Below are 23,962 nucleotides of genomic sequence, written 5' to 3'. Positions count from 1 at the left end.
TGCAACTTATCTTTTTGTCCGGAATAGATCCGGCACAATAGGGGGAATTTTTAAATAAAGCTAAAAATTAACCCAAAGGAGACAACTTATGCATTCCGTAACGATCCTAGGGGCGGGTAAGATTGGGGCAACGATCGCCAAACTCTTGCATTACAGTGGAGACTATAGCGTTTGCGTGGGAGATACGAATGCTGAGGCGTTGGATCGGTTAGCCGCAACGTTACCCATCAAAACGGTATTGCTGGATGTCAGCGATGAGGCGATGCTGGTTAAATATCTCCAAGGACAACAGAGTGTTGTATCTGCTTGTCCCTATTGGGTTAATCCTGGCATTGCGCGCGCTGCTTTGCAAGCAGGAATTAGCTATTTTGATGTTACCGAAGATTTGGCGACGACGAGTGCTGTTAGAGCGATCGCCCAAAACGCGACAGCCAAGCAAGTGTTTGTACCTCAATGCGGTTTAGCGCCAGGTTTCATCAGCATTCTGGCGTATCACCTCTGTCACGGCTTTGAAAAGCTAGAGGAGGTGAAAATGCGGGTGGGGGCTTTACCCCTGTATCCGTCTAATATGTTGATGTATAACCTCACTTGGTCTACAGAAGGGTTGATTAACCAATACTGTAACCCCTGCGATGCCATTCGCAACGGACGACGGGTGGAGGTGATGCCGTTAGAAGAGATAGAATATTTTTCCCTGGATGGGGTAGAGTATGAGGCGTTTAATACCTCTGGTGGGTTGGGAACCCTCGCAGACACGCTAGAAGGGAAGGTGAGGAACCTGGGTTATAAGACAATTCGCCATAAAGGACATCGCTATCTGATGTCGTTTTTGATTCAGGAATTGGGTTTAGGCGATCGCCGGGAGATCCTCAAGGATATTTTAGAGCAAGCGATTCCCACTACGCAACAGGATGTCGTCCTCATTGGCGCGACGGTTAGCGGCTGGAAAAATGGTCAATATGTTCAAGTCAGCGACGCCAGAAAGATATATCACGGCGAATTCTATGGCGAACATTGGGGTTCCATTCAAATTACCACCGCCGCCTCTTTGTGTGCGGTTCTCGATTTGCACGTTCGCGGAGATTTACCCGAAAAGGGGATAATTAAACAGGAACAAATTCCCTTTGAGGCGTTTATCAATAACCGCTTTGGGCAATATTTCTATTCTACCCGATAAACTGGGTTGAAAAACGGGCAATTCGCTATTGTCAGATGACACAAAAGGGGGTTAAGCGTAATGACTAAAACTGGGAGCGATCGCCCTCAAAAGGATACCCTACAAACGGGGTGCATTACTTTACATGAAATTTCCTGGGAGAAGTTCAGCGTCATTGACTCTACTCTGGCAGATATCTCAGCAATTCGCTCAATTTACTTGGATGGGGTTCTAGAGATTATGACGCCGCTTTCTGAAGAACACGAATACCTCAAAAGTACAATTGGCTTACTGCTAGAAGCGTATTTGCGAGAGAAAAATATCCGTTTCTATGTTCGTGGAAGTGCAACGTTAGGAAGCCAAGCGTTAGGTGGCAGAAAAGAACCCGATGAGTCTTACAATTTAGAAACGAGAAAGACGATTCCTGACCTGGTTATCGAAGTTATCATTACGAGTGGTAGTATTGACATTCTGGAAATTTACAGGCGTTTAAGGGTTCCGGAAGTTTGGATTTGGCGAGGCGGAAATTTAGAGGTTTATAGCCTTGGAGAAAGTCAATACCAACCCGGCGAAAATAGCCGCCTTCTCCCCGATCTAGACTTGAAATTATTCACAGAATGTGTTAGGCGCAACGATCAATATGATGCGGTGAATGCTTTTATTCAGGCGATTCGACAACAAAATTGATAAAATTCTGAAACAATGATGTTAGACCTACAAGCATTAGGCTTTAATTCTCTTCAGCAACCCCAACCGGGAGTTTGGATTGGCAAGTCTGCGGAGATGGGTTTAGGTGAGAAAATAGAGGTAGTTTCGCCGATTGATGGGAGTGCGATCGCTTCTATCCAGCTTGCCACACCTGCCCAAGTCAATCAAGCCGTGGAAGCGGCTAGCCAAGCGTTTCGCCACTGGCGTACTGTACCCGCACCGCAACGGGGAGAACTCGTTCGCCGCATCGCCGAACAGGTGAGGCAGCATAAAATTATTTTAGCCGAATTGATTACCCTAGAAGCGGGCAAGATTCCCCAGGAAGCCTTGGGGGAGGTGCAAGAATGGATTGATATCTGCGATTTTGCAGTAGGTTTATCGCGTCAGTTATATGGGTTGACAATTGCCAGCGAACGCCCGGATCATCGTTTAATGGAACAATGGCTACCTTTAGGCCCTGTGGGAGTCATTACCGCCTTTAATTTCCCGGTGGCAGTGTGGGCATGGAATGCGATGATTGGATTAGTCTGCGGCGATCCAATAGTTTGGAAGCCTTCGGAGAAAACGCCATTATGTGCCTTAGCTTGTCAGCATTTAGTACAGCGCGCTATAGCAACCTTACCCGATGTTCCCCCGGAAGTCTGTAGCGTCGTTATCGGGAAAGCGGATGTGGGACAAACACTAGCCTCCCACCCTAGTTTACCGTTAATTTCGGCAACGGGTTCTATCCCGATGGGTCGGGCGGTGGCGACTACCGTCGCTCAACGGTTGGGGAGAAGTCTGCTAGAGTTAGGCGGGAATAATGGGATGATTGTCGCACCTTCGGCTAATTTAGAATTAGCGATAAGAGCGATCGCCTTTGCAGCCGTCGGAACCTGCGGACAGCGTTGCACTACTTTACGCCGTTTAATCGTTCACAACCGTATTGCAGATAACCTAGTGGAACGCTTACAGAAAGTTTATCGTTCCCTACCCATTGGCGATCCCAATCAAGAGGGCGTCTTAGTCGGCCCCTTAATTGATAGCGCCTCTGGGGAGAAGATGCAAGCGGCCCTAGAGACAGCCCGCCAGCAAGGGGGTAAAATCTTTGGAGGCGATCGCATTACTGAAGGCGTACCTAAAGGTGGGGTATACGTGCAACCGGCGATTGTGGAAATTAGTCCCGATGCGGCTATTGTACAAGAGGAGACATTCGCGCCGATCCTCTACGTCATGCGTTATGAGACCTTAGAAGAGGCGATCGCAATTCATAATAACGTCCCCCAAGGTCTATCTTCTGCGATCTTTACCGAAAATTTCCGCGAAGCCGAATATTTCCTTTCACCCGCAGGTTCAGATTGTGGCATCGTCAATGTTAACATCGGGACTTCTGGTGCAGAAATTGGCGGCGCATTCGGCGGCGAGAAAGAAACGGGTGGCGGAAGAGAGTCAGGAAGCGACTCGTGGAAAGCCTATATGCGGCGCGTTACCAACACCGTTAATTATGGTACCGCGTTACCCCTCGCTCAGGGAATTCGATTTTTGGATAATTGATCTGCAATTGGCTTTCTTTTATTCTGCTAAAACAGTTCTATGTTGTTGTAGGAACAGCAGTATGGGTTGTGTTGGGTTTCGTACCTCAACCCAACCTACGCGACTACGGTACCTTTTAGGGTAACTGAACGTATCAAAGTTTAGCACTCAGCACTCAGCACTCAGCACTCAGCACTCCAGCTATGCTAACTCGCCTCTACCCGCGACTTCGGTTGCAAATTGGCTTTGCGGATCTGATTTTTAGTCTATTTTCCGGTATCCTCAAACAGAATTCTCAACCACCCCCTATCCTGAAGCAGTTTCAACAGGGAGATAAGCAAGTTTTAGTGAAACTTTCTGTGAGAACTGCGTTTGATTTGCTGTTACAAGCGCTAAATTTACCGCCAGGAAGCGAAGTGTTAATGAGTGCGGTGAATATTCGAGATATGGGGGAGATTGTTCGGCGACATGGGTTAGTCTTAGTCCCCGTTGAGATTGATTTTGATACCCTTAAACCCGATATTCAGCAATTAGAAGCTTTGATTTCGCCCCAAAGTAAAATCTTATTAGTTGCTCATTTATTTGGGGCAGTTATTGATATCCAACCGCTGATTGAAGTTTGTCAAAAACATCAAATTTTGGTAGTTGAAGATTGCGCGCAGGCTTTTTGCGGGGAGTCCTATTGCGGCGATCCGCAAGCTGATGTCAGCTTGTTCAGTTTTGGTTCAATCAAGTCCTGTAGTGCATTAGGGGGTGCGATCGCATCTATCAAAGATTCTACTCTAGCCGAGCAGATAAGGCAAATTGAGGCTAGCTATCCCCAGCGTAGCGAACTTTGGTTTTATCGACGAGTCTTGAAATATTGTGGGTTAAAATTTCTGTCGCTACCCGTTATTTATCAACAGCTTATTGCAATTTTATTAAAATTAAAACTCGATCCAGATTCCACAATCAATGCTCTAACCAGAGGCTTCAGTGGAGGAGACTTAATGACTAAAATCAGATATCGTCCTCCCCAAGGGATGCGCCAACTCTTGTGGCATAGATTGCGAAGTTTTGATAATCTTTGGTTCAAAATTCGGGAAGCTAAAGCACGCCTCTTAATTGCCAATCTTTCTCCAGAGATTGTTTACCCTGGAAATCAAACCGATTTTCATTCCTTTTGGGTATTTCCAATTCTGGCAGATAACCCAGACTGGCTGATTCAAAACCTCCGAGAAAATGGCTTTGATGCCACGCGGGGGAATACTAGCTTAACCCACTTCCATCCTCACTTCGAGAATTCAGGCAATTATTTAACGCCAGAACATTTAAGCGAAAAAATAGTTTATCTACCGCTATCGGAAGCGTTACCTGATGAAGAGATTGTTCGTCTTGCTCAAATAGTGAATAGCTTTTTATGCAAGCCTATCCCAGCCTGAGCATGAATGTAGCGCGGATCGGGGTGGATCGCAAGCGCCCGTTGATAGGATTCTACCGCATTGCCATAGGCCTGCATATCGTTAAATAACAAGCCTCGGTTAAACCAAGCTTGATGGTATTGGGGGTTTAAGGCGACAGCTTTGTCATAGGAAGCCAAGGCTTGAGGATACCGCTTTAAAGCACTCAAGGCATTACCCCGATGGTTCCAAGCTGGGGGATAATTGGGGTTAAGCGCGATCGCTCTATCGAAAGCTGCGATCGCGTCTTCATAGGCTTCAGTCTGGCATAACCGACAACCCCGGTTTTCCCAAAATTCAGGCGTTTGTTCAGAGTCATTCATGTTATTGTCCGATCGCAATAGTTCTATTATCGCGATCGCACTCCCATTTATGCCTCTACCCAAACGGAAACTGAACCCCCTTTACACCGAAACTCCGCCCAACCATATTCGTTGGTAACGATCGCTTCTGGGATATGCTCGGTAATATCGATAAATCGCGTATTGGGTTTACCCACTTCCATCCACTTCAACCCATCGGAACCATTAGTCAGGATAACTGCGATCGCATGAGGATGCTGTTCGTTCCCTAAGCGAGTCCAGCCGATCGTATTGGGATGGTCAAAATAATCGTACTGCGGGCCGTAGGCAAAGTTGCGCCGAACGTAGAGAAACTTATCAATCAGCCAGCGATGGGAGGGTAGAATAATTCGGTAGCGGTTGCGATCGCGTCCCCAATCCTCGTAATCTGCCCCATAATAGTCTGCATGGAAAACGCAAGGATAGCCTTCCCGTCGCAACAGAATTAAGGCATAGGCTAGGGGTTTAAACCACGCTTCTACGACCGATTCTAGCGCCTGCAAGGGCTGAGAATCGTGATTTTCGACAAAAGTGACCGCATGAGTCGGCCGCTGCTGCATCAGCGTATTATCCAAGATCCGCCGCAGATCGTAATGATTTCCCGACTTACTGGCGACGTGGAAATTGTAATGCAGGGGAACGTCAAACACCGACATGCAGCCGCGTACTGCGTCGATATACCAGTTTAAGGTCTGAATATCGGGATACCAGTATTCCCCCAGCAGAAACAAGTCTTTACCCGCATGACGTTCTAAGGCTTCCAACCATTGGGGAAAGAACCAGGCGGAAATATGCTTAATAGCATCTAAGCGAAACCCATCGACTTGGGTGGTATCGAGATACCATTTCCCCCAGTACGTTATCTCGCCGCGTACCGACTCATGCTGAAAGTCTAAGTCGCATCCCATCAAATAGGCAAAGTTACCGTTTTCTAGGGCAACATAGTCATCAAACTGCTTGCCTTCAATTAGGTAAACCGTATCGCGATCGCCAGAATTATACGCGTTATAATCCACCGCATCAAAATGCCACCAATGCCACTCAAAGCTAGAGTATTTTCCTTGGCGTCCGGGAAAGTTAAACCCAGTATAGCTTTGAATTTCGTGCAATTCCCCTTTGGGCCACAAGCGATTATTCTGGGGAAAGGGAAGCGCCCGAAACGTTTCCGGAGCGTCGCCTCCCATCATATGATTGAGGACAGCATCGCCATAAACTTGGATGCCGACAGAATGGAGAGTTGCGATCGCGCTAAGATATTGTTCGCGAGTGCCATACTTAGTACGAATAGACCCTTTTTGATCGAATTCCCCTAAGTCAAAGAGATCGTAAACCCCATACCCTACATCGCTTTTACCTGCCATTCCCTTGTAAGCAGGGGGAAGCCACAATGCGGTAAAGCCTGCCTTTGCCAGTTCTGGGGCTAAATGCTGAGTCTTATCCCATAAGGTACCATCATCCGGGATGTACCAGTGGAAATATTGCATCATCGTTCCATTGAGTTCAGCCATGCTGTCTCCTATGCTTAGAGCGATCGCAGTTTCTGTCTGTTGCAACGTTAACCGTTGAAAATCCGGTTCAATTATGGACTTTAGTCGTAACATTTAGACAGAAGGCTGGGAACCTGCATGGGTGAGATACAACACCTGATTGACTGACACTCACTGCTAAAAGTCTTATGAGTCGCGTAGGTTAGTAACCCAACAGCAGCTAGGGTTGTGTTGGGTTTCGTACCTCAACCCAACCTACGCTACGCGACTATCGACGCGCTTACTCTTGCGGGGTGCTATCCGGATCGGTAATATCGGTAAGATCGCGATCTTGCGCGTCTTCGAGATCGGTAACAACCTCCCCTTGTATTTGTTCGGGAACCGTCGGTTCGTAAAACGTGGCAATATCCCAATCATTGGTCAGCCAAGCGGCACCAAAGGGGAGAAGATAGAATAAGGCTGCAATGTAGGCGATCGCAGTAATGCGATTAGCCGTTATCCAGCTTACCGATTTTTGGGCTAACCAGACCGGAATTTCCCGCACTTTCTTGAGGGGAAACAGAAGTGCGATCGCTAGAATATCAAAAACCATGTGAACTAGCGCCACCAGCAACGATGCAATTCCTTCCGCATCACCATTTCCCGCCAGCGAAAGCGCTGCAATTAAAGCCGTGGTGGAGGTGCCAATATTTGCCCCTAAAAAGTAAGGAAGTGCCTGTAATGCGGCAACCACCGCTAAGGCAATTAACGGGATAATGACAGAAGTGGTAATGCTAGAACTTTGGACAGCAATAGTAATCAAAAGTCCAAATAACATCGCTTGCCACCAAGAACCAAATAGGTATTTTTTAATTTTCCCTTCCAAGTCTTCATTGAGCAAGGCTTTCAACAGTTTAACCAAACTTCTGAGCGCAAAATACAATAAAGCAAAGGCAATGATTAATACTAACCAACCTGTCTCCTGAGTCAAACCCACAATTAACCCGGCTAGCGGTTCAACCACAACATCAATCGGACTAAAAAGTTCAATCGCACCAATGCCAACAATTAAATTTGTAACCTGAGTAGCGGGCCAAGAAAGAACATTAAAAAACAACTCTAAAGGCAAGAAAATCGCGACGGCGATAATATTGAAAAAGTCGAGAACCAATGCCCCCGTAAAGGCTTTTCTAAACTCATCTCGGTTGTGAAAGTGACCTAACGCAACAATCGTATTGGTAACGCTAGTCCCAATATTAGCCCCCAACATAATTGGAATTGCGCCCGCCACTCCAAGCGTACCTGATGCAACCAAGGCAACAGTTAAAGAAGTTGAAGTGGAAGAACTTTGTACCAGAGTTGTAGCTAAAATACCGACAAATACGCCAGCAATCGGATTAGCTGTTGTTGCCAATAAAAACTCTGCTGCATCTTCTCCCATTAACTCAAAGGCATCTCCTAATAATTCGAGACTCGTAAAGAAAATGAGTAAAGCCAGCAGCAATCCCATGAATTTCCAAATTTGCCCTTGAGGAAGGACTTGACTGATTCGTTTCATCAATTTTCCTCTTAAAATTCCAAAAAACTGCGTTTGCAGAAATCTCTTCTGCAAAAAGAATTTTCACCTTAAGGGCTTGCTGGATGTTGACTTTAGTAAGCTTTATGCTTTCACTTTATGGATGAGGTTAAAGAGAAAGGATAAGTTAGGGTTAAAATTGAATTAAAATCCGTAAATTCTCCTAAAAGCCTCCCCCAAGACTGAAATTACCTCACTCTTGAGAAAGAATTTGAGGCGATTCTTAAGATGACGCCAACAAACCGATTTTTAGGGTAAAGTTGCGTCAGTCTTGAGAGTCACTTAAGCTAGCAACAAGCTATTCAAAAACCAATGAGCAATTGCTTCGATCGACTCACCGGAATTGGCAACCGAATCGCCCTACAGCAATGCATGACAGATTTGATCGAGGAGGCGGAAGCTTTTGCGATCGTTTTCATTGATATCGATAGTTTCGCTTACTTCAACGATCGCTACGGACATGACCAAGGGGATACTCTGCTTGGGCAACTTGCCGTTTTAATTCTCCAACAGCTTCCGGCTGAAGCGCAACTCTTTCGCACTGGAGGCGATGAATTTCTCGTATTACTCCCGAATACACCGCTAGCGGATGCGATAACTTTTGGCGATCGCATCCGGATGGCGATCGCGCAGCATTGCTGTCATTTTCCCATGCAGCGCTTAGAATTTGCACCCGATGGCCGCTCCAAAGAGATAGAATTTTTACCCACAGTATCCTGTAGTGTTGGTCTCTACCCAGAACACGGTCAAGATTGGATGAGCTTAATGCAAGCTGTAGACGAAGCCATGTACAAGCACAGAACTCAGTTTGGCAGAAATCAAGTTGCAGTGGTAGAGGGTTGAAGAGGTAGGGGTATAGGTAAGCGTCGGCGAATTTTGGCTTCTCCCATTGGCGGACGGGCGATGATGTTGGATATGTTAGCGATCGCCGAGGTCATCGAACGGGTAAGATCCAACCCAGTTCGCGATCGCGCCGTCCTTGAGATGAGAAATTAGGCGTAAAATGATGGTTGGGGGAATTCTCCATGTAAGACCCAATTGCCTAAGTCGCGAATTTTATAGTCAATTAGGCTGGATTGCGCGGATATACGGAACTTTGCTAATGCTGATTCCCAACGCAGAAAACGCCGTTGTTGATATTCGCAAATTGCGTGATTACTGCCTCAACCCGGAACATGATGATGGTAAGCATAAAGCTCGGCTTTTTTCATCAATTCTTGGTATGACGGCTGACAATGCCGAAGAACTGCGTCAAATCCTGCTTGAAGTTGTCAAAACTCACAAAGCTCGATTAGGAAGACAGGATGAGTTCGGGCAGCGTTATACTTTAGACTTCACAATTGAATGGTAGAATAGAAGTGCCGCCCTTCGGAGTGGCTGGATCATTGAGCATGGTTCGGAGATTCCAAAATTAACGACTTGTTACCCTCTGTAATCAGTGGAGGTACAAAGCATGACAACCAACACAATCAAGTTGCTAGATGTTGTCGCCCTGACTGTTGACCTTCCTCAGTACAATCTGTGGCGTGGGCAGGTTGGAACGATCGTTGAGACACTAGCCGAGGGTGCTGCATTTGAAGTTGAATTTAGCGATCGCAATGGGCGTACATACGAATCTTTAGGGTTACGTCCAGAGCAAATTATGGTTCTGCATTTTGAGCCAATACTGCCTGATGCAAGCACTGAAATGGTTACAGCATAAGCAGTACAACAACTCCAATGCATGCGGACGGTTGAAAGTTGCCGGTCTAAGCTAGAAGCCATAATTCTAAGAGCTACTGAGCCTCCTTATAATGCCCAGATCCCAAGCGAAAGGTGATGCTATGCAAGCCAAACTTCAAGAGCAACTTTCCCATGCTGATGCTGAAGTAATTCTAGAGCGGTTGCCCGATCGGATTCGTGCAGCCTTACTCGCTCGTGCTGCTGAGATAGAGTACCCAGTTGAGGCAGTAGTTGAAATGGCGATCGCAAGTTTCCTCGATAGTGAGGCGCTGGGCTTTGCAGATTGTAAGCCAGGGCGTGGGCAATAAGAAACTGCCTAACAACCCCAATGCACCCGACCGTCGAGAAGTTATCGGTGGGATCTTAAAGCTGTATGCGCGGGTAAGGTAGCCAGAAAAAAGACGCAACGGATCGGTTGTAGGGAACTGAGTCGGTAAACTCTTGATTTGGGCGTTGGAAAGGTCTGTACGCTCAAGTTGTCTAGTTGCAATCGCTTCTGTTAATTGAGACTCTTTACGGGGCGCAAGCGGTCGAGGCGGAGTTGGTGATTGGGGCTAAATAGGGAGAAAAAGGCGAGTAGAATAATGGAGATGGTGGTCAGGGCGGTTCCGGCCGCGATCGCAAACAAAATCACAATCTGGTATCGTACCGCATCGGTAGGGGTCGCTCCAGCTAAAATTTGTCCCGTCATCATCCCCGGTAAACTGACAATTCCCATCACCATCATTGAGTTAATCGTGGGAATCATGCCCGTTCTCAGGGCTTCTGTGACAATACTATGGGCTGCTTCCCAGCGGGTAGCCCCTAGTGCTAGTAAAGATTCAATCTGTTCGCGGCGGCTGACCAAATCTTCCATAAAGCGGTCTAAAGCCAGGGAAGTTCCGGTTAAGGCATTTCCTAAAATCATTCCCAATAGGGGAATGAGATATTGGGGATCGTACCAAGGATCGACACCGATAACGCCTCGGACGGTTAACCCAGTAATGACAGTGGCAGCACCGAGAATAGAAAGTAAACTATTCCAATAAATATTATCGTAGCGGCGACGGGTTCGCCCCACCGCAGCGCGTCCCGCCATGAAGGTCATTGCAAAAGCAACCAGCAAAACCCAGAGCGGATCGCGCAGGGTAAATACCCACTCTAGAATATAGCCGACGAGTAGGAGTTGCACCACCATGCGAATTGAAGCGATCGCAAGGCGTTGTTCTAAGCCGAGGCGCAACGCGAAGGAAATGGCGAGATTAATCAGGATTAGGCTAGCTGCGATCGCTAGTTGCCAAATTTGAATCTCAATATAGTCAGCTTGCATATCACTCTATCCTGAGATCGTAATAGCGCGATCGGTAATGCGTTTGAGTTGCGACGGATCGTGACTTGTCCACAAATAAGCGCGGTTCGTATCTTCAGCTTGCCAGGTTTGCACCAATAACTCAAATTGACGCACCGTTTCCGCATCTAAAGACGCCGTAGGTTCATCCAGTAAAAAGATTTGGGGACTCAGTTGCAGCGCCCGTAAAAACGCCACAATTTGCGACTCTCCGCCCGATAGGGAACTGCTAGGCTGTTGCAAAAATTGGGAACTGCGACCGAGTTTATCTAGATAATGCAGAATCATCTCGCGGCTGTAAGTCTTGTGGCGATGACTTTTGAGAGTAAAAACCCGTTGTAAATTGAATTCTACCGTCCCTTCCCATAAAGCCGGACGTTGATGCAGATAAATGACTTGCGTGCGATACTCTGGAACAGACCACTGGCTGAGGGGTTTAGAGCAAAAGGCAATCTCGCCCGTTTGAATGGGGTCTAAGGTGGCGATCGCTCTCAGGAGTAAACTCTTACCAGAACCCGATGGCCCAGTGACGGCTAAACGTTCTCCCGGTTGTACTGCAAACGTGAAGTTTCGCCAAATCCAGCGGCTTTCTATTTGGCGACCGAGGTTTTGCACCTCAAGCAAGGGATAAGTCGTAGAGGTAGAGACCCTGACTGACTGGCTCGCCATCGTGCCTTGCCGACCCTAAAAACTCCTTTTCTATCTTATCGGGGTTTGGGTAATGCACCCGCATCAAATAACGCCACAAACTCTTCAACCTGTTGGCGCACTTCCACCGGGGCTTGTTTGGGATGATGAATTCCTAGCGCCACATGCATCGGACAATTACTCCACTCATGACAGTCCCAAGCCGCCGCAACTTCTGCTAGGGTTTTACCGCGATACGTACACAGATAGGGGATGACTGTTTTCAGATAAACCTCATAAACCTCTCCACGCGGTAACGTCGCCCCCTGCAAGTTCGCCCCGCGTAGGTTGGTATCGCGCAGCTTAACGCCCCAAAGATTCGCCCCCATCAAATTGGCATCCTTGAGATTTGCATCCACCAGATTCGCTTGGCTGAGATTGGCTTGGGTTAAATTCGCCCCCCGCAAGTGAACGTACTCCAGGTTGGCTTCGCTGAGATTCGCCCCCATCAAATTGGCTTCGCTTAAATTGGCATCAATTAAATTAGCTCCGCTTAAATCCGCACCACTTAAATTAGCCTTGCTAAGATTAACACCTCGTAAGTGAATCCCCTTAAGATTCGCTTGACTTAAATCGGCTTCGCGGAGATTTTTATTGTCAAAAGAAGTACAGGGGTCTGAACCCGCTATGCAAGACGACTTGAGGTCATTTATAGTCTTAATATCCATCTGCGTAAATCCTGTTCTTTAGTAACATTATACACCGATGCTTTCAGGGTTCCGGGGCAAAAGTTTGGTGTCTTGGTTCAGTTTGCCTCCCTCAGCGAGAATCCTCAACCTGAAAAAGCCTTTAAAATCTATCTTTCGTTAGATTTTTGTTTTTTGAGCAGTGCTTATTTACACGCTTTGTCCCAAAAGCCTCTCAGTATTCTTCGCTCGAAAAAAATGACGAGAACCTTATGTTCGAGGTTTCCTCATCGAACCGGACAAAAAAGCCAACAGCGTTGGCGACAGATAAGCGTATTTTTAACAACCCAATACGGAAACCACAAAAAAGCTAAAAATAGGTTAGCGACTTTTTTCTGACAAAATGATTTTTGACAAGCCTTTTTAGAGCTGCTAAGAAAGTCTATAGCGAATTCGGAAAAGGGGCGATTTGATTTGTAGTAGTTAATAGCAGTATCTGTGTTCCCGTCTCAAAATCTCCTGTTAATTGACTCTACTACTTCTAAATCCCTTATCCTCCTTAAGGAGTAGAACATGAGTTTCACCAAAAATACCACTTGGATTGCAGTAACTGCCGTCTCTCTTCTGGGAACAGGATTGGCTACCCCAGCAGAAACCTATGCTCTGACCCTAACAGCAACTTCTCAATGTAGCGCCACTCCCCCGGCTGCCCTCTATCCCACCCGTGTCATCAACGGGGATTGTCAAATTAAACAAGTCATTCCGACGCAAAATCCGATCGTCGGAAACGGGATTGATGAAGCCACATTCTGGGATTTTGATTTTACCCAAGATCCAAATTATTCCTTGTTTTCTGCATTTGCCCAAGCCGGAAACGTCCTAACATCGGCGGTTTTGAGCTTAGAAATTATTCCGAAAACCTCTTTAGTTGCAACCGATTTGCTGGGGATCGTTGACGTTCAAAGCAATTTGCTGTCAGAATATACAAGTTTGCCAGGAACGCTCAATCAACCTTTTACATTTACCCAAGATTTACTGAGCCTTCCCCTTAACCCTTATCAGCCTCAAAGCATTTTGGCGTCTCTTTTTTCTGGGCAAAATGGGAAAATTCCCTTTCGCTATGATGATGACGCTATTGTGGTCTCCAGTACCTTATCGCTGACCATTGATGAAAGCATTGCTCCAGTTCCCGAACCCACCTCAACGCTCGGCTATCTCCTTTTAGGATTGGGTGGAATTGGAACGCTGTGGAATCGCCAAAAAATGACAAGAAATGCCTAATTAAACCGCAATTTTGAGACTTTTTGACTTTGCTGGCGAGTTGTTAAGCCTGGAAATCCAACCTTCAAGATTGATTGCCAAAAGCCCCTTTTCTTTTCGCCAACCCCCGTGAAACGAGGATTTGATTTCCAGTACAGGCATCGCTTAACCTATCGGGTCTTGCTTGAGAGAGGAATCCCAATCTGTTACTTTGCTTTAAGGTTTGAAACGTATGAAACTTACACGCTCTTCACCCTTGTCGCCCACTCAAACACGCTCTGTCACTCTCGTGATTCCGTCGTGTAATGAAGAAGGCAACCTCGAAAGACTTTTCCGCTTTATCGAACAAACCTTTGACGATTTAGGTTACGCCCTACCCGTCTTGCTGATTGATGACGGAAGTACCGACAACAGCCCGCAAATTTTAGCACGCTTGAGCCATCAATATTCCTTCTTGAAAGTGATTCGCCATCCGCAACGTCGCGGCGTCACTCAAGTTTGGAAAACCGCCCTGTCGCACGTTACCACCGATTGGATTTTGTGGGGACAAGCCGACTTAGAATCCGATCCGCGCACCGATATTCCCCTCCTCCTAGAAGCCTGCATCCCTGGCGTTGATGCGGTTGCAGGCTGGCGACAAAACCGCCGCGATAAAAAGCTGTTCGCCTCTAGTTTTGCTAATAACGCCTGTCGCTTCGTCTTCAACAGCCGCATCCATGACATGAACTGGATCAAGATCGTGCGGCGAGATATCTTAACCCAGTTGCCAATCGAACGCATCACCCATCGCTATTTACTCGCTGTTCTATCCGGTCAAGGCTATCGCGTCACCGAAGTTCCGACGCCTTGGCATACGCGCTTCTCCGGTGAAAGTAAATTTGGGTTTGGTCGCCTGTTTTCCTCCGGTCGCGATTTTCTGTTATTGCTGGCGTGGTGGTATTCTTCCCAGTCGTCTCCAGCCTACTCGCCCGTCCGCAAGAACCGGAAAAAAGTGATGTCGGAAATTTAAGACCTCCTCGCAGAAGCTTATGAACTTACAAGATAAACGGATCTTGGTGATGACTTCGGTCTACCCCACGACTCCCGATGGCAATCATGGCAGTTTTGTCCGAGAGGCAATCTTGAGATTGCAACCCACAGGCGCACAGTTTAGCGTCTTTGCCCCCGCCTATGAAGGCAGCCCTAGTTATTGCTTAGATGGAGTAGAGGTTTATCGCTTTCGCTACTGTCCCAAACCGTTTGAAAATCTGGTACGCGATGGTGCGCCGACCAAAATTCAGCGCCAGCCCCTCTATTTAATCGCCGCCGGACTCTATATCGCGTTGGGAAGCTGGCAACTCTTCTGGATTTGTTGGCGTCAGCGACCGAATTTATTGCACGTTAACTGGCCGTTTCCCCATGCATTGATGGCCCTCCCGGCGAGTCAGTTGCTGAATATCCCAATGGTGTTTAGCTTTCACGGGGCGGAGTTACTGCTAGCGCGCAAATTCGGCTTTGTGGCCCAGATGTTGCGCTGGCTGATGCCGATGGCGCGGGGTTTGACAGCCAATTCATCGTTTACGCGCGGTTTGATTGGCAAACTTACGGATCGCGAGGTGCAGGTGATTCCCTATGGGTTAACTATTGAGGCGAAACCTGCCAAGCCGCGACAGGCGGGGGAGGTACCGACGCTGTTATTTGTGGGACGCCTCGACGAACGCAAGGGTCTTTGCTATCTCCTAGAGGCGTTACCGCTGTTGTTGCGAGAAGGTCCGGTTCGCCTGCGGGTTGTGGGGAAGGGCATTCTGGAAGCTGAGTTAATCTCGCACTGTCAGGCGCTGGGGTTAGAGGGAGTGGTGGATTTCTTGGGGTTTGTCAGTAAGGAAGAACTGGCGGACGAGTATGCCCGTTGCGATGTGTTTGTGCTGCCAGCAATTGTCGATAGTAAGGGCGATACGGAAGGCTTGGGGATTGTGATGATTGAGGCTTTGGCTCACCAGAAGCCGGTGGTGGCGACGGAGGTGGGCGGAATTCCGGATGTGATTGTTTCTGGCAAAACGGGGGTTTTGGTACGCCAGAAAGACCCTCAAGCCCTTGCTGAGGCGATCGCGGATCTGTTGGCTAACCCGGAAAAAGCCGCAACCCTGGGAGAAAGCGGCTTCCAGGACATTCAACAGCGCTTTAGTTGGCAGCGGATCGTGCCGTTGTGGGAACGGGTATTTGAACGGGCGATCGCAGATCGGTCTGTTTCTAGACGGGGTTGGCGTTCGGTTTCGGTGGATCGATCCTGATTAAAGTAGGGGGATGAAAAAGAGATGATGCGCCCTCCAATGTGGTTTTCGCGTGCGGCTTTGATAACGGGTGCGATCGCGCCTTTGGGGATTATGGGTTTGCTGACGGTGAGGGTATTGTTGCCAAATCTGCAAAATCCGGAGTCCCGTTTCTACAGTTCGTTTGTCAATTATCAGCGGTTAGCCGGCCGCCCGATTGCAGTGGAAGCCATTCCGGTGGTGCAAGCCTCTATGGAAGCGGGTTTAGCTGCCCCTGGCGAGTCGGTAGCTTTGCAACAGGTGGCGGTGCGATCGCTGATTTCGGGCCCGGTGGAAAAGGTGTATGTGACGGAGGGGGCGTTTGTGCGCCGGGGGGAACCCCTGGTTGCGTTACAGCGCGCCCCGTTTGAGGATAAGGTGAATGAAGCCCGCAACCATTTGGCGATCGCCACTGCTAAGTTGGAATCCCTGGAAATCTCCACCCAGAGTCGCCTGCAAGAGTTGGAGGCGAATGCTATAGCAGCGCGATCGCGTTTAACCAATGCGGATACGCGCTTGCAAGAAATTAATACCCTGGCGGAAGCCGAAATTCAAACCAATGTGGCAGCCGCCCAGCAACGCCTAGAAACTGCCCGCAAACGTCTCTCGCAGATTCAGGGACTTGTGGATCAGGGGGCTTTGCCGCAATTTCAGCTTTATGACGCCCAAGATGCCTACGCCTTGCGTCAAAAGGAATTGCTAGCAGCCCAACAAGGGGCGATCGATACGCAAGATCAACGGTTTGGCAATCGCGATTTTTATCTCCTGCGTCAAGAGGAGTTACAAGCTTCTCAGCAAGCCCTCTTCCTGTTTCGAGAAACCGCAGATAAGGAGTTAGAAAATGCTCGATTGGCGGTGGAAAATCGGCAGTTAGAATTGCAAAATGCTACCCGCGATCTAAACCGAACAACGATTCACGCCCAGACGGATGGGTTAGTGAGTCGCGTCAATATTCACAGTGGCGAGTTGGTGAATGCAGGAGATAGTCAGCCGTTGTTATTGCTGACTCAGGATATGGTGTTTAGGGCATTTATCGATCAGGCGCGATTAAATGCGGTTAATGTTGGCGATCTGGCAAATGTGCGATTAGTAGCTTATCCCGGAAGGGTCTTTACAGGTCGCGTTTTGCGCGTCAATCCTACGGTAGAAACGGATGAAACTCAACCCAATAAGGTGGGTATCGATCGGCAATATACTTATTCGGCTTGGGTTGCGGTAGAGGATTTACAAATGCCCCCCGGATTGCAAGGTTTTGTGGAATTTAGTCAGGGGAAAACAGAGTTAGTTGTTCCGGAAAATTCTGTAACGCATTTGTCTGGAGGTGAAGGATTAGTTCTGGTAGAAGAACAGGGAAAGGCGGTAACTCGCAAGGTGGTATTAGGGCGTTCTGCTCAAGGGAAACGAGAAATTTTGGAAGGGCTAATTTTAGGAGAAAAAGTGATTGCAAATCCTAAATCAATTAATCCCGGTGAGGCGGTTGTTGTCAGGGAACCGAGGACGGGACGAGAGTTGGCAGAACGCAATCAATAAAGGTTTGAAAGTAGTTCTTGCTAGAGAGCAATCTTCAATTTAATCTAACCTCGTCTATCAGTAATTGTAGGTTGGGTTAAGCCTTGCGAAACCCAACACAATTCTGTAAGTTTCGTACTTCAATCTAACCTACTATTGTCTAACAAATCCCTGGAAGATGTTGGTTTTCGTGCCTCTCACCTCGTCTATTAGTAATTGTAGTAATTGTAGGTTGGGTTAAGCCTTGCGAAACCCAACACAACTCTGTAAGTTTCGTACTTCAACCTAACCTACTATTGTCTAACAAACGCTTGGAAGATGTTGGGTTTCGTGCCTCAACCCAACCTACGTGCCTATCCTTTTTTCAGCTAATCATAGGGGGAAAGTTCGCTCAACCTAACCTACTTTTGTCAGTTAATCAGAGGGGAAAGTTCACTACTCATTTAGGCTTACTCTATGCAAAATATTAGGGAAATGAATCGACAGTTTTGGCGTAGAGATCGATTAGTTATTGCGCTAGCTTGTCTGTTTTTGCTGCGGGGAAGTATCAGTTCTTGGTATCGCTTGCCCCAAATTCCCTTAGCTGCTTTTTCAATTCAGTCGATGAGTTTGGAAGTTGGGAGAATTCTGGCTTTAGGAAGTGCGATCGCTTGTTTTTTTCTCATCTTCAAATCCCTGAATTTACATCGATTTCGCCTAGGATTCTATGCCGGATTAGTCATTGTCCTACTCTTCCCCTTTTGGATTAATCTGACTTTACCGAATGTTAGCTTGCTTGCGGCTACCTATGCCGACCAAGATTATCGAGTTTCGCGATATGTGGAAGAAAAAATTCCTGAAATTCAATCGCAGTGGAAACAGAATATTTTATTAGCCCGTTCTGTCCCCATCCGTTCCGTCTTTGGCTTAAAGATTGAAGATAGCCGATTTTTCCAAATGTCTTCTTGGGATAAGGTTTGGCTAGAAGGATTTGGCTATCATAATGCCTTTTTTACCTTTATTGGTAAAGGATGGAGTGTCACCAGTGGCGGGTTAGTTTTAGCGATTATTGGACTCTATTTAGCAGAAGAACCGAACCAACGAACGCCCGCCTTTTTACAAGATTGGTGGCGAATTTTACCGGGAGTTAGCCTAATTCTAGCCACTCTGCTTTTCTACTTATTGAGTATTAACCTACTCAACCATCGCCTCGATACCTTATTTGCCCAAGGCGCATATCGTCCCGTCATCGAACTGAGTCGCAACTTAACCCAATGGTATCCACCCGTCCAAGGGGATGAAGCCTTTTTGAAACGATGGGGAGAAGCCAGTTATTATAGCGGCGAACCCGATACTAGTTTAGTGGCATTTGTCAAAGGACTCGAACGCGATCGCCTCGGCGACTTTGCCCAGTCTGCGGCATACTACCAACAAGCCCTAAACCTGAACCCCCAACAATTTCTAATTCGCGAATATCTCGCCACCGCCCTCATTAACCAAGGCGTAGACTACTTCAAAGATAGCGATCGCCCGCAGTTGCCCAAACGCCCCACAACCTCCAGCTTTCCCTATAAATCGGACTTCTTAGACAGTCCCCAAGCCGTTGAACAACCCAATATTACCCGTCCGGCTGGGGCAATTCAGCACTTTGAGGAAGCCTTAAGCGTCTTCCCCGGACATTTAGAGGCATTATACGACCTCATGCTCGCCCGCGCCGTCAATGGAGAGTTTAGCGCCTCCGCCGACGCCGCCCAACAGATTATTCAACTGCAAAAATCCTTCCAACAGCCCAACGCCGCCTTACTCGGACAAGCTTACCTGCATTTAACCTGGGCGGACTATCACCAGGGCGACTTCAACCGCGCATGGCAGCGCTATCGCCAGTCTACCGATCCGAAAACTTGGAAACAACCGATTGAGGAGTCCCCTTGAAATTACTCAACCGTTGGATTGCGATCGCCCTCACCCTGCTTTTAGGATGTTTGCTAGGCCTCCTTGGCTTCTTCATCTGGGACAAACTCCCCTCCCCCGTTCAAGCCGTCAATTGGTCGCCCCAAGCCCAATGGATAACCTCACCCACCCCCAATTATCGCGTCTATGCGCGGCGTACCGTCGATTTACCGGGAACCGTTGAAGCCGGATGGTTGCGCCTGAGTGCCGACAATGACTTCATTCTCTACGTTAACGGCGAAGTCGTTGCCCAAGAAAGCAGCGTTCCCCGCAACACCACAGGGCTAGCTAGCCGCCTTAGCGAACCCTTTCAACGGATCGATGACAGCCTCTCCTATGGGGGCTTAGTTCCCGACTGGATTTATATCGCCAGTCCCCGCGACTGGAAACTCACCTCCTATATAGATTTGACCGCCTATTTGCGACCGGGGCGAAACGCGATCGCGATCGCCCTGCAAAAAAGTACCCCAAACCCGCGCCTCGTCGTGGAAGGGGCCATTTATCCCGTCCAAAATGCCCCCATAGACCTCACCACAGGGGCCACCCCTTGGCGAACCGCCACCCTTTCAGAAACCCGCCAATCTCTGCGCTGGTTTGACCCCAACTTTACTGATATAGAGTGGCCCCTCGCCCTTACTTTAGGCCCCGTTCGAGAAGCCACCTACAGCCGTCTCAGCCCCCATTTATTCGATCGTCCCCTACAGGGAAATTGGATTAAAGGTCAACCCAGTCCCCTCGGCGAAGTCTGGTTGCGGAAAAACTGGGAACTTCCCGACACCCGTCGGCGAGGGTTTATTCGGTTTGCAGGCGATGGCGAATTTGCCCTCACGATCAACGGCTTGCTGGTTCAACGCTACGAAGCGGATCGCGCCCATGAGTTACACCTCTATGAAATCACAAACTTCCTGCATCCCGGACGCAATACCCTCGCCGTTCGTTTAGCGCCGCGTTTAGATCGACAATGGGCTTCAGCAGGCGGTGATTTTATGTCCCCCACGGGTTCAGTCCGCTTTTTCCTGGATGGTTGGGTAGAAACGCCCAAGGGAGAGATTATCGGAACCCTCTCCACTAACGAAGGTTGGGAAAGCCTGACAGAACCCGTAACGGGGTGGACTCAAGGGGTAGGAACGGGCAAACCTGCCAGCTTAGGGAGACTCGTCAACCCCCAAGAATTCCAGCGTCGCTTTGAAGGAAACGCTTATTTACTCAATTACCCAAACTACCTGTGGCATCTGAGTTTATGGATGCTAGGTGGAATGCTAGTTTGCGGTATCTACGCTTGGGGTTTGGGGTGGCTGTGGCTAACTCAGCAACCCTCCCTTTCCGCCTCTCCCCTGCAAATGGGAAGCGTCCTTCTCTTACCAGGAACCCTATTTTTAGTAGGCGTTGGCTTACTTAAACATCGCTATGCAGAAGCCGAACCGGGGTTGCTGTTTGCCCAACCGCAAAGCCATGCAGCAATCTTACTCGGCTTTGTTGTTACCGTTCTCCTCACCCTCGTCTCTAGCGCCATTGTCTACGGGTTTGGGCGGGGGTTGCGCTGGAGTTTGTGGTTTCTCTTGGGGTTGATGGGATGCGCCGCTTTAGGGGTGGCGTTTGGCGCTAATTTGCTATTCCTTCTCCCGGTTGTCGCCGTCGGGGTTATCCTGGCGTTCTGCTGGCGTCGGGTAAACGGGCATTCTTGGCCAAGTTGGGGTCATTGGGCAATCTTGGGGGTTATTATTGCCGTGGGGTTTGGGCTGCGAGTCTACTATATTGGCTTTGTAGACTTAGAACCCGATGAAACCACGTCCTACGATGCGGTACGGGGAATTTTACAAACGGGGGCCCCCATTTCTACCTCTGGCATTTGGTACACGCGCGGCCCAGTTTATCATTACCTGTTAGCCTTGTGGCTAATCTTGGTGGGCGACTCGGCAGAAAATGCCCGGTTGCTATCGGCAATTTGGGGAACGGCTACCCTCGGTTTAATCTTTGTATTTACAAAGAAAATGACGGGTAAGATTTGGATTGCCTTGGTGGTTACAGCCTTAATGGCGATCGATCCGTGGGAAATTTGGTACTCGCGCAATATTCGCTTCTATCAACTGGCGCAATTTCTCAATATTTTGGCATTCTGGGCATTTTATAAGGGATTTATCGACGAAGCCAATCGCCGCTATCAGCATTTATTCTTCTTTGCCTTAACCCTCACTTTGTTAACGCAGGAAGTCACCATTACCCTACCGCCTTTATTCTTTCTGGGGTTTCTCTATTTCTATCGCCCGTTTCAACTCAAAAGAGAATGGACGGTTTTACTCGGACTCTTTTTGATGATGGCAATTTTTGCCTACAATATCGCCTTCGTCTCGCTGAAGTCCTTAACGCCGTTAGTGGGATTATCGAGTATGACCACTTCATTTCTCAAAATTCACTTTAGCAACCTATCGGTCTTTGCGGCGAACTTTTTTGTCGGCTTTAACCGGATGTACGTCCTTTACAGCGTCTTCTTCTTTGTGGGATTTGGCTATGCCTTGAAAAAGCGCGATCGCAATCTGTTGTTCCTCTACAGCAGCACGCTAATTAATATCGTGTTAGTCTCTATCCTCGTCTTTTTAATCTTCACTCGCTACACCTATCCGATTTATCCCATTTTTGTCATGCTGGCTATTTATGGGGCGGTCAATTTTGCTCAAAGTTTAGGAAATGGGTTATCTTCAATTTGGCAAAACCCTACAACCAGTCAATGGGTAGCGGGAATAGCGGTTTCTGCAATCTTACTCCTTAGCTTTCAACCCCAGGAAGTGTTGGCTAGCTATCAAGAAGCCATCACCCCCCGCCATACCCAAGTTATCGAATATATTCGCGAACATCGCCAACCGGGAGATGTCGTCATTTCTAATATTCCCGCCGTTCATTCTGTGATTTTAGGAGGCGTTGATTATTACATTCCTCACCGAATGTCTTTCTTTGATGCCGTGTATTTAAATGAAGGACAATTAATCGATCGCTGGCAAGGTGGAAAGGTGATTACCAACCTCGATAGCCTCAATCAAGTCTTAACAGATTCGCCGCGCGTTTGGTTGCATATCTTCGATCGACAATTGCCTAAAAATGCCGAACTTGCCAAATTCTTTAATACCTTACAAACATTAGGCAATCCCGTTCTAGATACCTACGGCACAACTTTAAGACTCTGGCAAGCCTCCGATGGAATTTTCCCCAGAGAACCCAACCAAGGTAGAGATTTAGGGTATTACTAATTTGCAATGATTCACCCCCCTCAATCCAGAAATAGGGAAGAACAGAACTCTTATCAAACAGGACATTTTATGAAACAGAAGCTAATTTTAATCCTAAAAACAGTTGTCAGTATTAGCTTATTAATCTGGGTTTTTTCTCGTGTAGATTTTGCCCAAGCTTGGCAGCAATTTCAAAATCTGTCTTTACCCTTTATTATCTTCGCCTTACTCTATTACACCTTTCTGCAATGGTTAAGTTGCATTCGCTGGCAAATTGTGTTAAAAGCAACGAATTATAGCGTACCGATGACAGGACTTCTGAGTAGCTATTTTGCTGGAATGTTTCTCAATATTTTCCTTCCCGGTGCATTAGGAGGAGATGTCTATCGCGTCTATCGCGTTGCTAAGATTACTAGCGATTCAGAAGGCGCTTTAGTTTCTGTCTTTTTAGAACGATTTACCGGATTAGCCGCCCTTTCTGCCTTAGCTGTGGTTGGTTTACCCCCCGCCTTTCAACTGATTGGCAGATGGGATATTATTTTAATCTTCTTTAGTTGTGTCGGCGCATTAGTCAGCGGCGTTCTCTTAATCGTCAGTCCCCAGTTATTGCGAATTGCAGAACCGATTTTACATAAACTTCGCCTAGAGGGAATTGCGGCAAGATTTGCTAAAATCCAACTCCTTTTAAGGCAATTTGCCCAGCACCGTAAGGCGTTAATGTCTTCAATGGTGCTATCTTTGATTCTTCAGTTTGGGATTGTCTACTATCACTATTTTATTGCCCAGCAGTTAGGCATTTCCGTTTCTTTCCTCGCCCTGCTAGTTTTTATCCCCATCGTGGTTGTGGTAACGCTATTACCGATTTCTTTAGGGGGATTAGGATTAAAGGAAGGACTCTGGGTTTATCTATTTAGCCGAATTGGTTTAAGTGTAGAAGATGCAATTCTCCTATCTTTAACCATTACATTCCTCAGTTGGCTATTAAGCTTCCCAGGGGCAGCAATTTTATTACTAGATTCTACAGGAATTCAAGTTTTGAGTAAAAACAAATCCCCAGGCGCAAAGTTCCGTAGCTAGCCCCATACATCGCAGAATTCTGAGGTTTCAAGAAAAGCTGACAGAGAACAAAATCTACACTTCCCCATCCCCCCATCCTCTTCTTCCTCAACTCCCTTATTTCCCCCCACCCTCTTCT

Annotated in this window: 20 protein-coding genes and 1 pseudogene; 15 read left to right on the top strand and 6 right to left on the bottom strand. The window is 47.7% G+C overall.

Annotated features, from left to right (window positions below; all coding sequences use genetic code 11):
* The first annotated feature begins 88 nt into the window (after window positions 1–88).
* The 4 genes from QQ055_RS08570 to QQ055_RS08555 all read left to right on the top strand — a co-directional run bounded on the left by QQ055_RS08570 (window position 89) and on the right by QQ055_RS08555 (window position 4,797).
* The gene (locus QQ055_RS08570; protein ID WP_284477150.1) at window positions 89–1,177 is read left to right on the top strand and encodes a saccharopine dehydrogenase family protein; all 1,089 of its coding nucleotides are present in this window, start codon (window positions 89–91) and stop codon (window positions 1,175–1,177) included.
* 60 nt (window positions 1,178–1,237) lie between these two features.
* Window positions 1,238–1,843, top strand: a complete 606-nt coding sequence (locus QQ055_RS08565) for a Uma2 family endonuclease (RefSeq protein WP_284477151.1) — start codon at window positions 1,238–1,240, stop codon at window positions 1,841–1,843.
* A gap of 18 nt (window positions 1,844–1,861) precedes the next feature.
* A complete protein-coding gene (gene amaB / locus QQ055_RS08560) occupies window positions 1,862–3,397 on the top strand; it encodes an L-piperidine-6-carboxylate dehydrogenase (RefSeq protein ID WP_432806009.1) in 1,536 nt (511 codons plus the stop codon).
* A 182-nt stretch (window positions 3,398–3,579) separates the two neighbouring features.
* Window positions 3,580–4,797, top strand: a complete 1,218-nt coding sequence (locus tag QQ055_RS08555) for an aminotransferase class V-fold PLP-dependent enzyme (RefSeq protein ID WP_284477153.1) — start codon at window positions 3,580–3,582, stop codon at window positions 4,795–4,797.
* On the opposite strand, the gene QQ055_RS08550 is transcribed toward QQ055_RS08555, so the two are convergent.
* The 3 genes from QQ055_RS08550 to QQ055_RS08540 form a co-directional block, all read right to left on the bottom strand.
* Complete coding sequence (locus QQ055_RS08550) at window positions 4,755–5,138, bottom strand: tetratricopeptide repeat protein (RefSeq protein WP_284477154.1); 384 nt, start codon at window positions 5,136–5,138, stop codon at window positions 4,755–4,757. The genes QQ055_RS08555 and QQ055_RS08550 overlap by 43 nt on opposite strands.
* 47 nt (window positions 5,139–5,185) lie before the next feature.
* Window positions 5,186–6,664, bottom strand: a complete 1,479-nt coding sequence (locus QQ055_RS08545) for an alpha-amylase (protein ID WP_284477155.1) — start codon at window positions 6,662–6,664, stop codon at window positions 5,186–5,188.
* Window positions 6,665–6,923: 259 nt separating this feature from the next.
* Window positions 6,924–8,180 (bottom strand): Na/Pi symporter, encoded by a 1,257-nt coding sequence (locus QQ055_RS08540; RefSeq protein ID WP_284477156.1) that lies wholly within the window; start codon window positions 8,178–8,180, stop codon window positions 6,924–6,926.
* A 330-nt stretch (window positions 8,181–8,510) separates the two neighbouring features.
* Between QQ055_RS08540 and QQ055_RS08535 the strand changes: the two genes are divergently transcribed.
* The 4 genes and pseudogenes from QQ055_RS08535 (at window position 8,511) to QQ055_RS08520 (ending at window position 10,228) form a co-directional block, all read left to right on the top strand.
* A complete protein-coding gene (locus tag QQ055_RS08535) occupies window positions 8,511–9,041 on the top strand; it encodes a GGDEF domain-containing protein (RefSeq protein ID WP_284477157.1) in 531 nt (176 codons plus the stop codon).
* A gap of 259 nt (window positions 9,042–9,300) precedes the next feature.
* Window positions 9,301–9,633: pseudogene (locus QQ055_RS08530) on the top strand (DUF6883 domain-containing protein).
* A gap of 18 nt (window positions 9,634–9,651) precedes the next feature.
* A complete protein-coding gene (locus QQ055_RS08525) occupies window positions 9,652–9,900 on the top strand; it encodes a DUF4926 domain-containing protein (RefSeq protein WP_284477159.1) in 249 nt (82 codons plus the stop codon).
* A 121-nt stretch (window positions 9,901–10,021) separates the two neighbouring features.
* Window positions 10,022–10,228, top strand: coding sequence for a hypothetical protein (locus QQ055_RS08520; protein WP_284477160.1), 207 nt, complete (start codon window positions 10,022–10,024; stop codon window positions 10,226–10,228).
* Window positions 10,229–10,419: 191 nt separating this feature from the next.
* Here QQ055_RS08520 and QQ055_RS08515 read toward each other — a convergent pair whose 3' ends face one another.
* From QQ055_RS08515 to QQ055_RS08505, 3 genes are read right to left on the bottom strand one after another with little or no spacing between them, the layout of a single operon-like run.
* On the bottom strand, window positions 10,420–11,229 hold the full coding sequence (locus QQ055_RS08515; RefSeq protein ID WP_284477161.1) for an ABC transporter permease: 810 nt from the start codon (window positions 11,227–11,229) through the stop codon (window positions 10,420–10,422).
* A 6-nt stretch (window positions 11,230–11,235) separates the two neighbouring features.
* Window positions 11,236–11,916 (bottom strand): ABC transporter ATP-binding protein, encoded by a 681-nt coding sequence (locus tag QQ055_RS08510; protein ID WP_284477162.1) that lies wholly within the window; start codon window positions 11,914–11,916, stop codon window positions 11,236–11,238.
* Between the two features lie 35 nt (window positions 11,917–11,951).
* Complete coding sequence (locus QQ055_RS08505; protein WP_284477163.1) at window positions 11,952–12,602, bottom strand: pentapeptide repeat-containing protein; 651 nt, start codon at window positions 12,600–12,602, stop codon at window positions 11,952–11,954.
* Between the two features lie 531 nt (window positions 12,603–13,133).
* Here QQ055_RS08505 and QQ055_RS08500 point away from each other — a divergent pair.
* The 7 genes from QQ055_RS08500 to QQ055_RS08470 all read left to right on the top strand — a co-directional run bounded on the left by QQ055_RS08500 (window position 13,134) and on the right by QQ055_RS08470 (window position 23,844).
* Window positions 13,134–13,841 (top strand): PEP-CTERM sorting domain-containing protein, encoded by a 708-nt coding sequence (locus QQ055_RS08500; RefSeq protein WP_284477164.1) that lies wholly within the window; start codon window positions 13,134–13,136, stop codon window positions 13,839–13,841.
* Between the two features lie 211 nt (window positions 13,842–14,052).
* Complete coding sequence (locus QQ055_RS08495) at window positions 14,053–14,829, top strand: glycosyltransferase family 2 protein (RefSeq protein WP_284477165.1); 777 nt, start codon at window positions 14,053–14,055, stop codon at window positions 14,827–14,829.
* Window positions 14,830–14,848: 19 nt separating this feature from the next.
* Complete coding sequence (locus QQ055_RS08490) at window positions 14,849–16,090, top strand: glycosyltransferase family 4 protein (RefSeq protein WP_069969377.1); 1,242 nt, start codon at window positions 14,849–14,851, stop codon at window positions 16,088–16,090.
* A gap of 24 nt (window positions 16,091–16,114) precedes the next feature.
* A complete protein-coding gene (locus tag QQ055_RS08485; protein ID WP_284477166.1) occupies window positions 16,115–17,638 on the top strand; it encodes an HlyD family secretion protein in 1,524 nt (507 codons plus the stop codon).
* Window positions 17,639–18,091: 453 nt separating this feature from the next.
* Window positions 18,092–19,528 carry a tetratricopeptide repeat protein gene (locus QQ055_RS08480; protein ID WP_286004555.1) on the top strand — a complete coding sequence of 479 codons (1,437 nt, stop codon included), beginning with the start codon at window positions 18,092–18,094 and terminating at the stop codon, window positions 19,526–19,528.
* A complete protein-coding gene (locus QQ055_RS08475) occupies window positions 19,525–22,788 on the top strand; it encodes a glycosyltransferase family 39 protein (protein ID WP_286004554.1) in 3,264 nt (1,087 codons plus the stop codon). The genes QQ055_RS08480 and QQ055_RS08475 overlap by 4 nt, the downstream gene beginning before the upstream one ends.
* 69 nt (window positions 22,789–22,857) lie before the next feature.
* The gene (locus QQ055_RS08470; RefSeq protein WP_286004553.1) at window positions 22,858–23,844 is read left to right on the top strand and encodes a lysylphosphatidylglycerol synthase transmembrane domain-containing protein; all 987 of its coding nucleotides are present in this window, start codon (window positions 22,858–22,860) and stop codon (window positions 23,842–23,844) included.
* Window positions 23,845–23,962 lie beyond the last annotated feature (118 nt).

The sequence above is a fragment of the Geitlerinema calcuttense NRMC-F 0142 genome, assembly GCF_030285425.1.
The sequence above is the reverse complement of the archived record's forward strand: the minus strand, read 5'-3'. Positions and strand labels throughout refer to the sequence as shown.

Coding starts and splice junctions, on each gene's coding strand:
- QQ055_RS08505 (WP_284477163.1), bottom strand. CDS start 12,602: ATGGATATTAAGACTATAAATGACCTCAAGTCGTCTTGCATAGCGGGT.
- QQ055_RS08570 (WP_284477150.1), top strand. CDS start 89: ATGCATTCCGTAACGATCCTAGGGGCGGGTAAGATTGGGGCAACGATC.
- QQ055_RS08470 (WP_286004553.1), top strand. CDS start 22,858: ATGAAACAGAAGCTAATTTTAATCCTAAAAACAGTTGTCAGTATTAGC.
- QQ055_RS08525 (WP_284477159.1), top strand. CDS start 9,652: ATGACAACCAACACAATCAAGTTGCTAGATGTTGTCGCCCTGACTGTT.
- amaB (WP_432806009.1), top strand. CDS start 1,862: ATGTTAGACCTACAAGCATTAGGCTTTAATTCTCTTCAGCAACCCCAA.
- QQ055_RS08515 (WP_284477161.1), bottom strand. CDS start 11,229: ATGCAAGCTGACTATATTGAGATTCAAATTTGGCAACTAGCGATCGCA.
- QQ055_RS08550 (WP_284477154.1), bottom strand. CDS start 5,138: ATGAATGACTCTGAACAAACGCCTGAATTTTGGGAAAACCGGGGTTGT.
- QQ055_RS08555 (WP_284477153.1), top strand. CDS start 3,580: ATGCTAACTCGCCTCTACCCGCGACTTCGGTTGCAAATTGGCTTTGCG.
- QQ055_RS08540 (WP_284477156.1), bottom strand. CDS start 8,180: ATGAAACGAATCAGTCAAGTCCTTCCTCAAGGGCAAATTTGGAAATTC.
- QQ055_RS08495 (WP_284477165.1), top strand. CDS start 14,053: ATGAAACTTACACGCTCTTCACCCTTGTCGCCCACTCAAACACGCTCT.
- QQ055_RS08500 (WP_284477164.1), top strand. CDS start 13,134: ATGAGTTTCACCAAAAATACCACTTGGATTGCAGTAACTGCCGTCTCT.
- QQ055_RS08480 (WP_286004555.1), top strand. CDS start 18,092: ATGAATCGACAGTTTTGGCGTAGAGATCGATTAGTTATTGCGCTAGCT.
- QQ055_RS08490 (WP_069969377.1), top strand. CDS start 14,849: ATGAACTTACAAGATAAACGGATCTTGGTGATGACTTCGGTCTACCCC.
- QQ055_RS08535 (WP_284477157.1), top strand. CDS start 8,511: ATGAGCAATTGCTTCGATCGACTCACCGGAATTGGCAACCGAATCGCC.
- QQ055_RS08545 (WP_284477155.1), bottom strand. CDS start 6,664: ATGGCTGAACTCAATGGAACGATGATGCAATATTTCCACTGGTACATC.
- QQ055_RS08565 (WP_284477151.1), top strand. CDS start 1,238: ATGACTAAAACTGGGAGCGATCGCCCTCAAAAGGATACCCTACAAACG.
- QQ055_RS08485 (WP_284477166.1), top strand. CDS start 16,115: ATGATGCGCCCTCCAATGTGGTTTTCGCGTGCGGCTTTGATAACGGGT.
- QQ055_RS08510 (WP_284477162.1), bottom strand. CDS start 11,916: ATGGCGAGCCAGTCAGTCAGGGTCTCTACCTCTACGACTTATCCCTTG.
- QQ055_RS08520 (WP_284477160.1), top strand. CDS start 10,022: ATGCAAGCCAAACTTCAAGAGCAACTTTCCCATGCTGATGCTGAAGTA.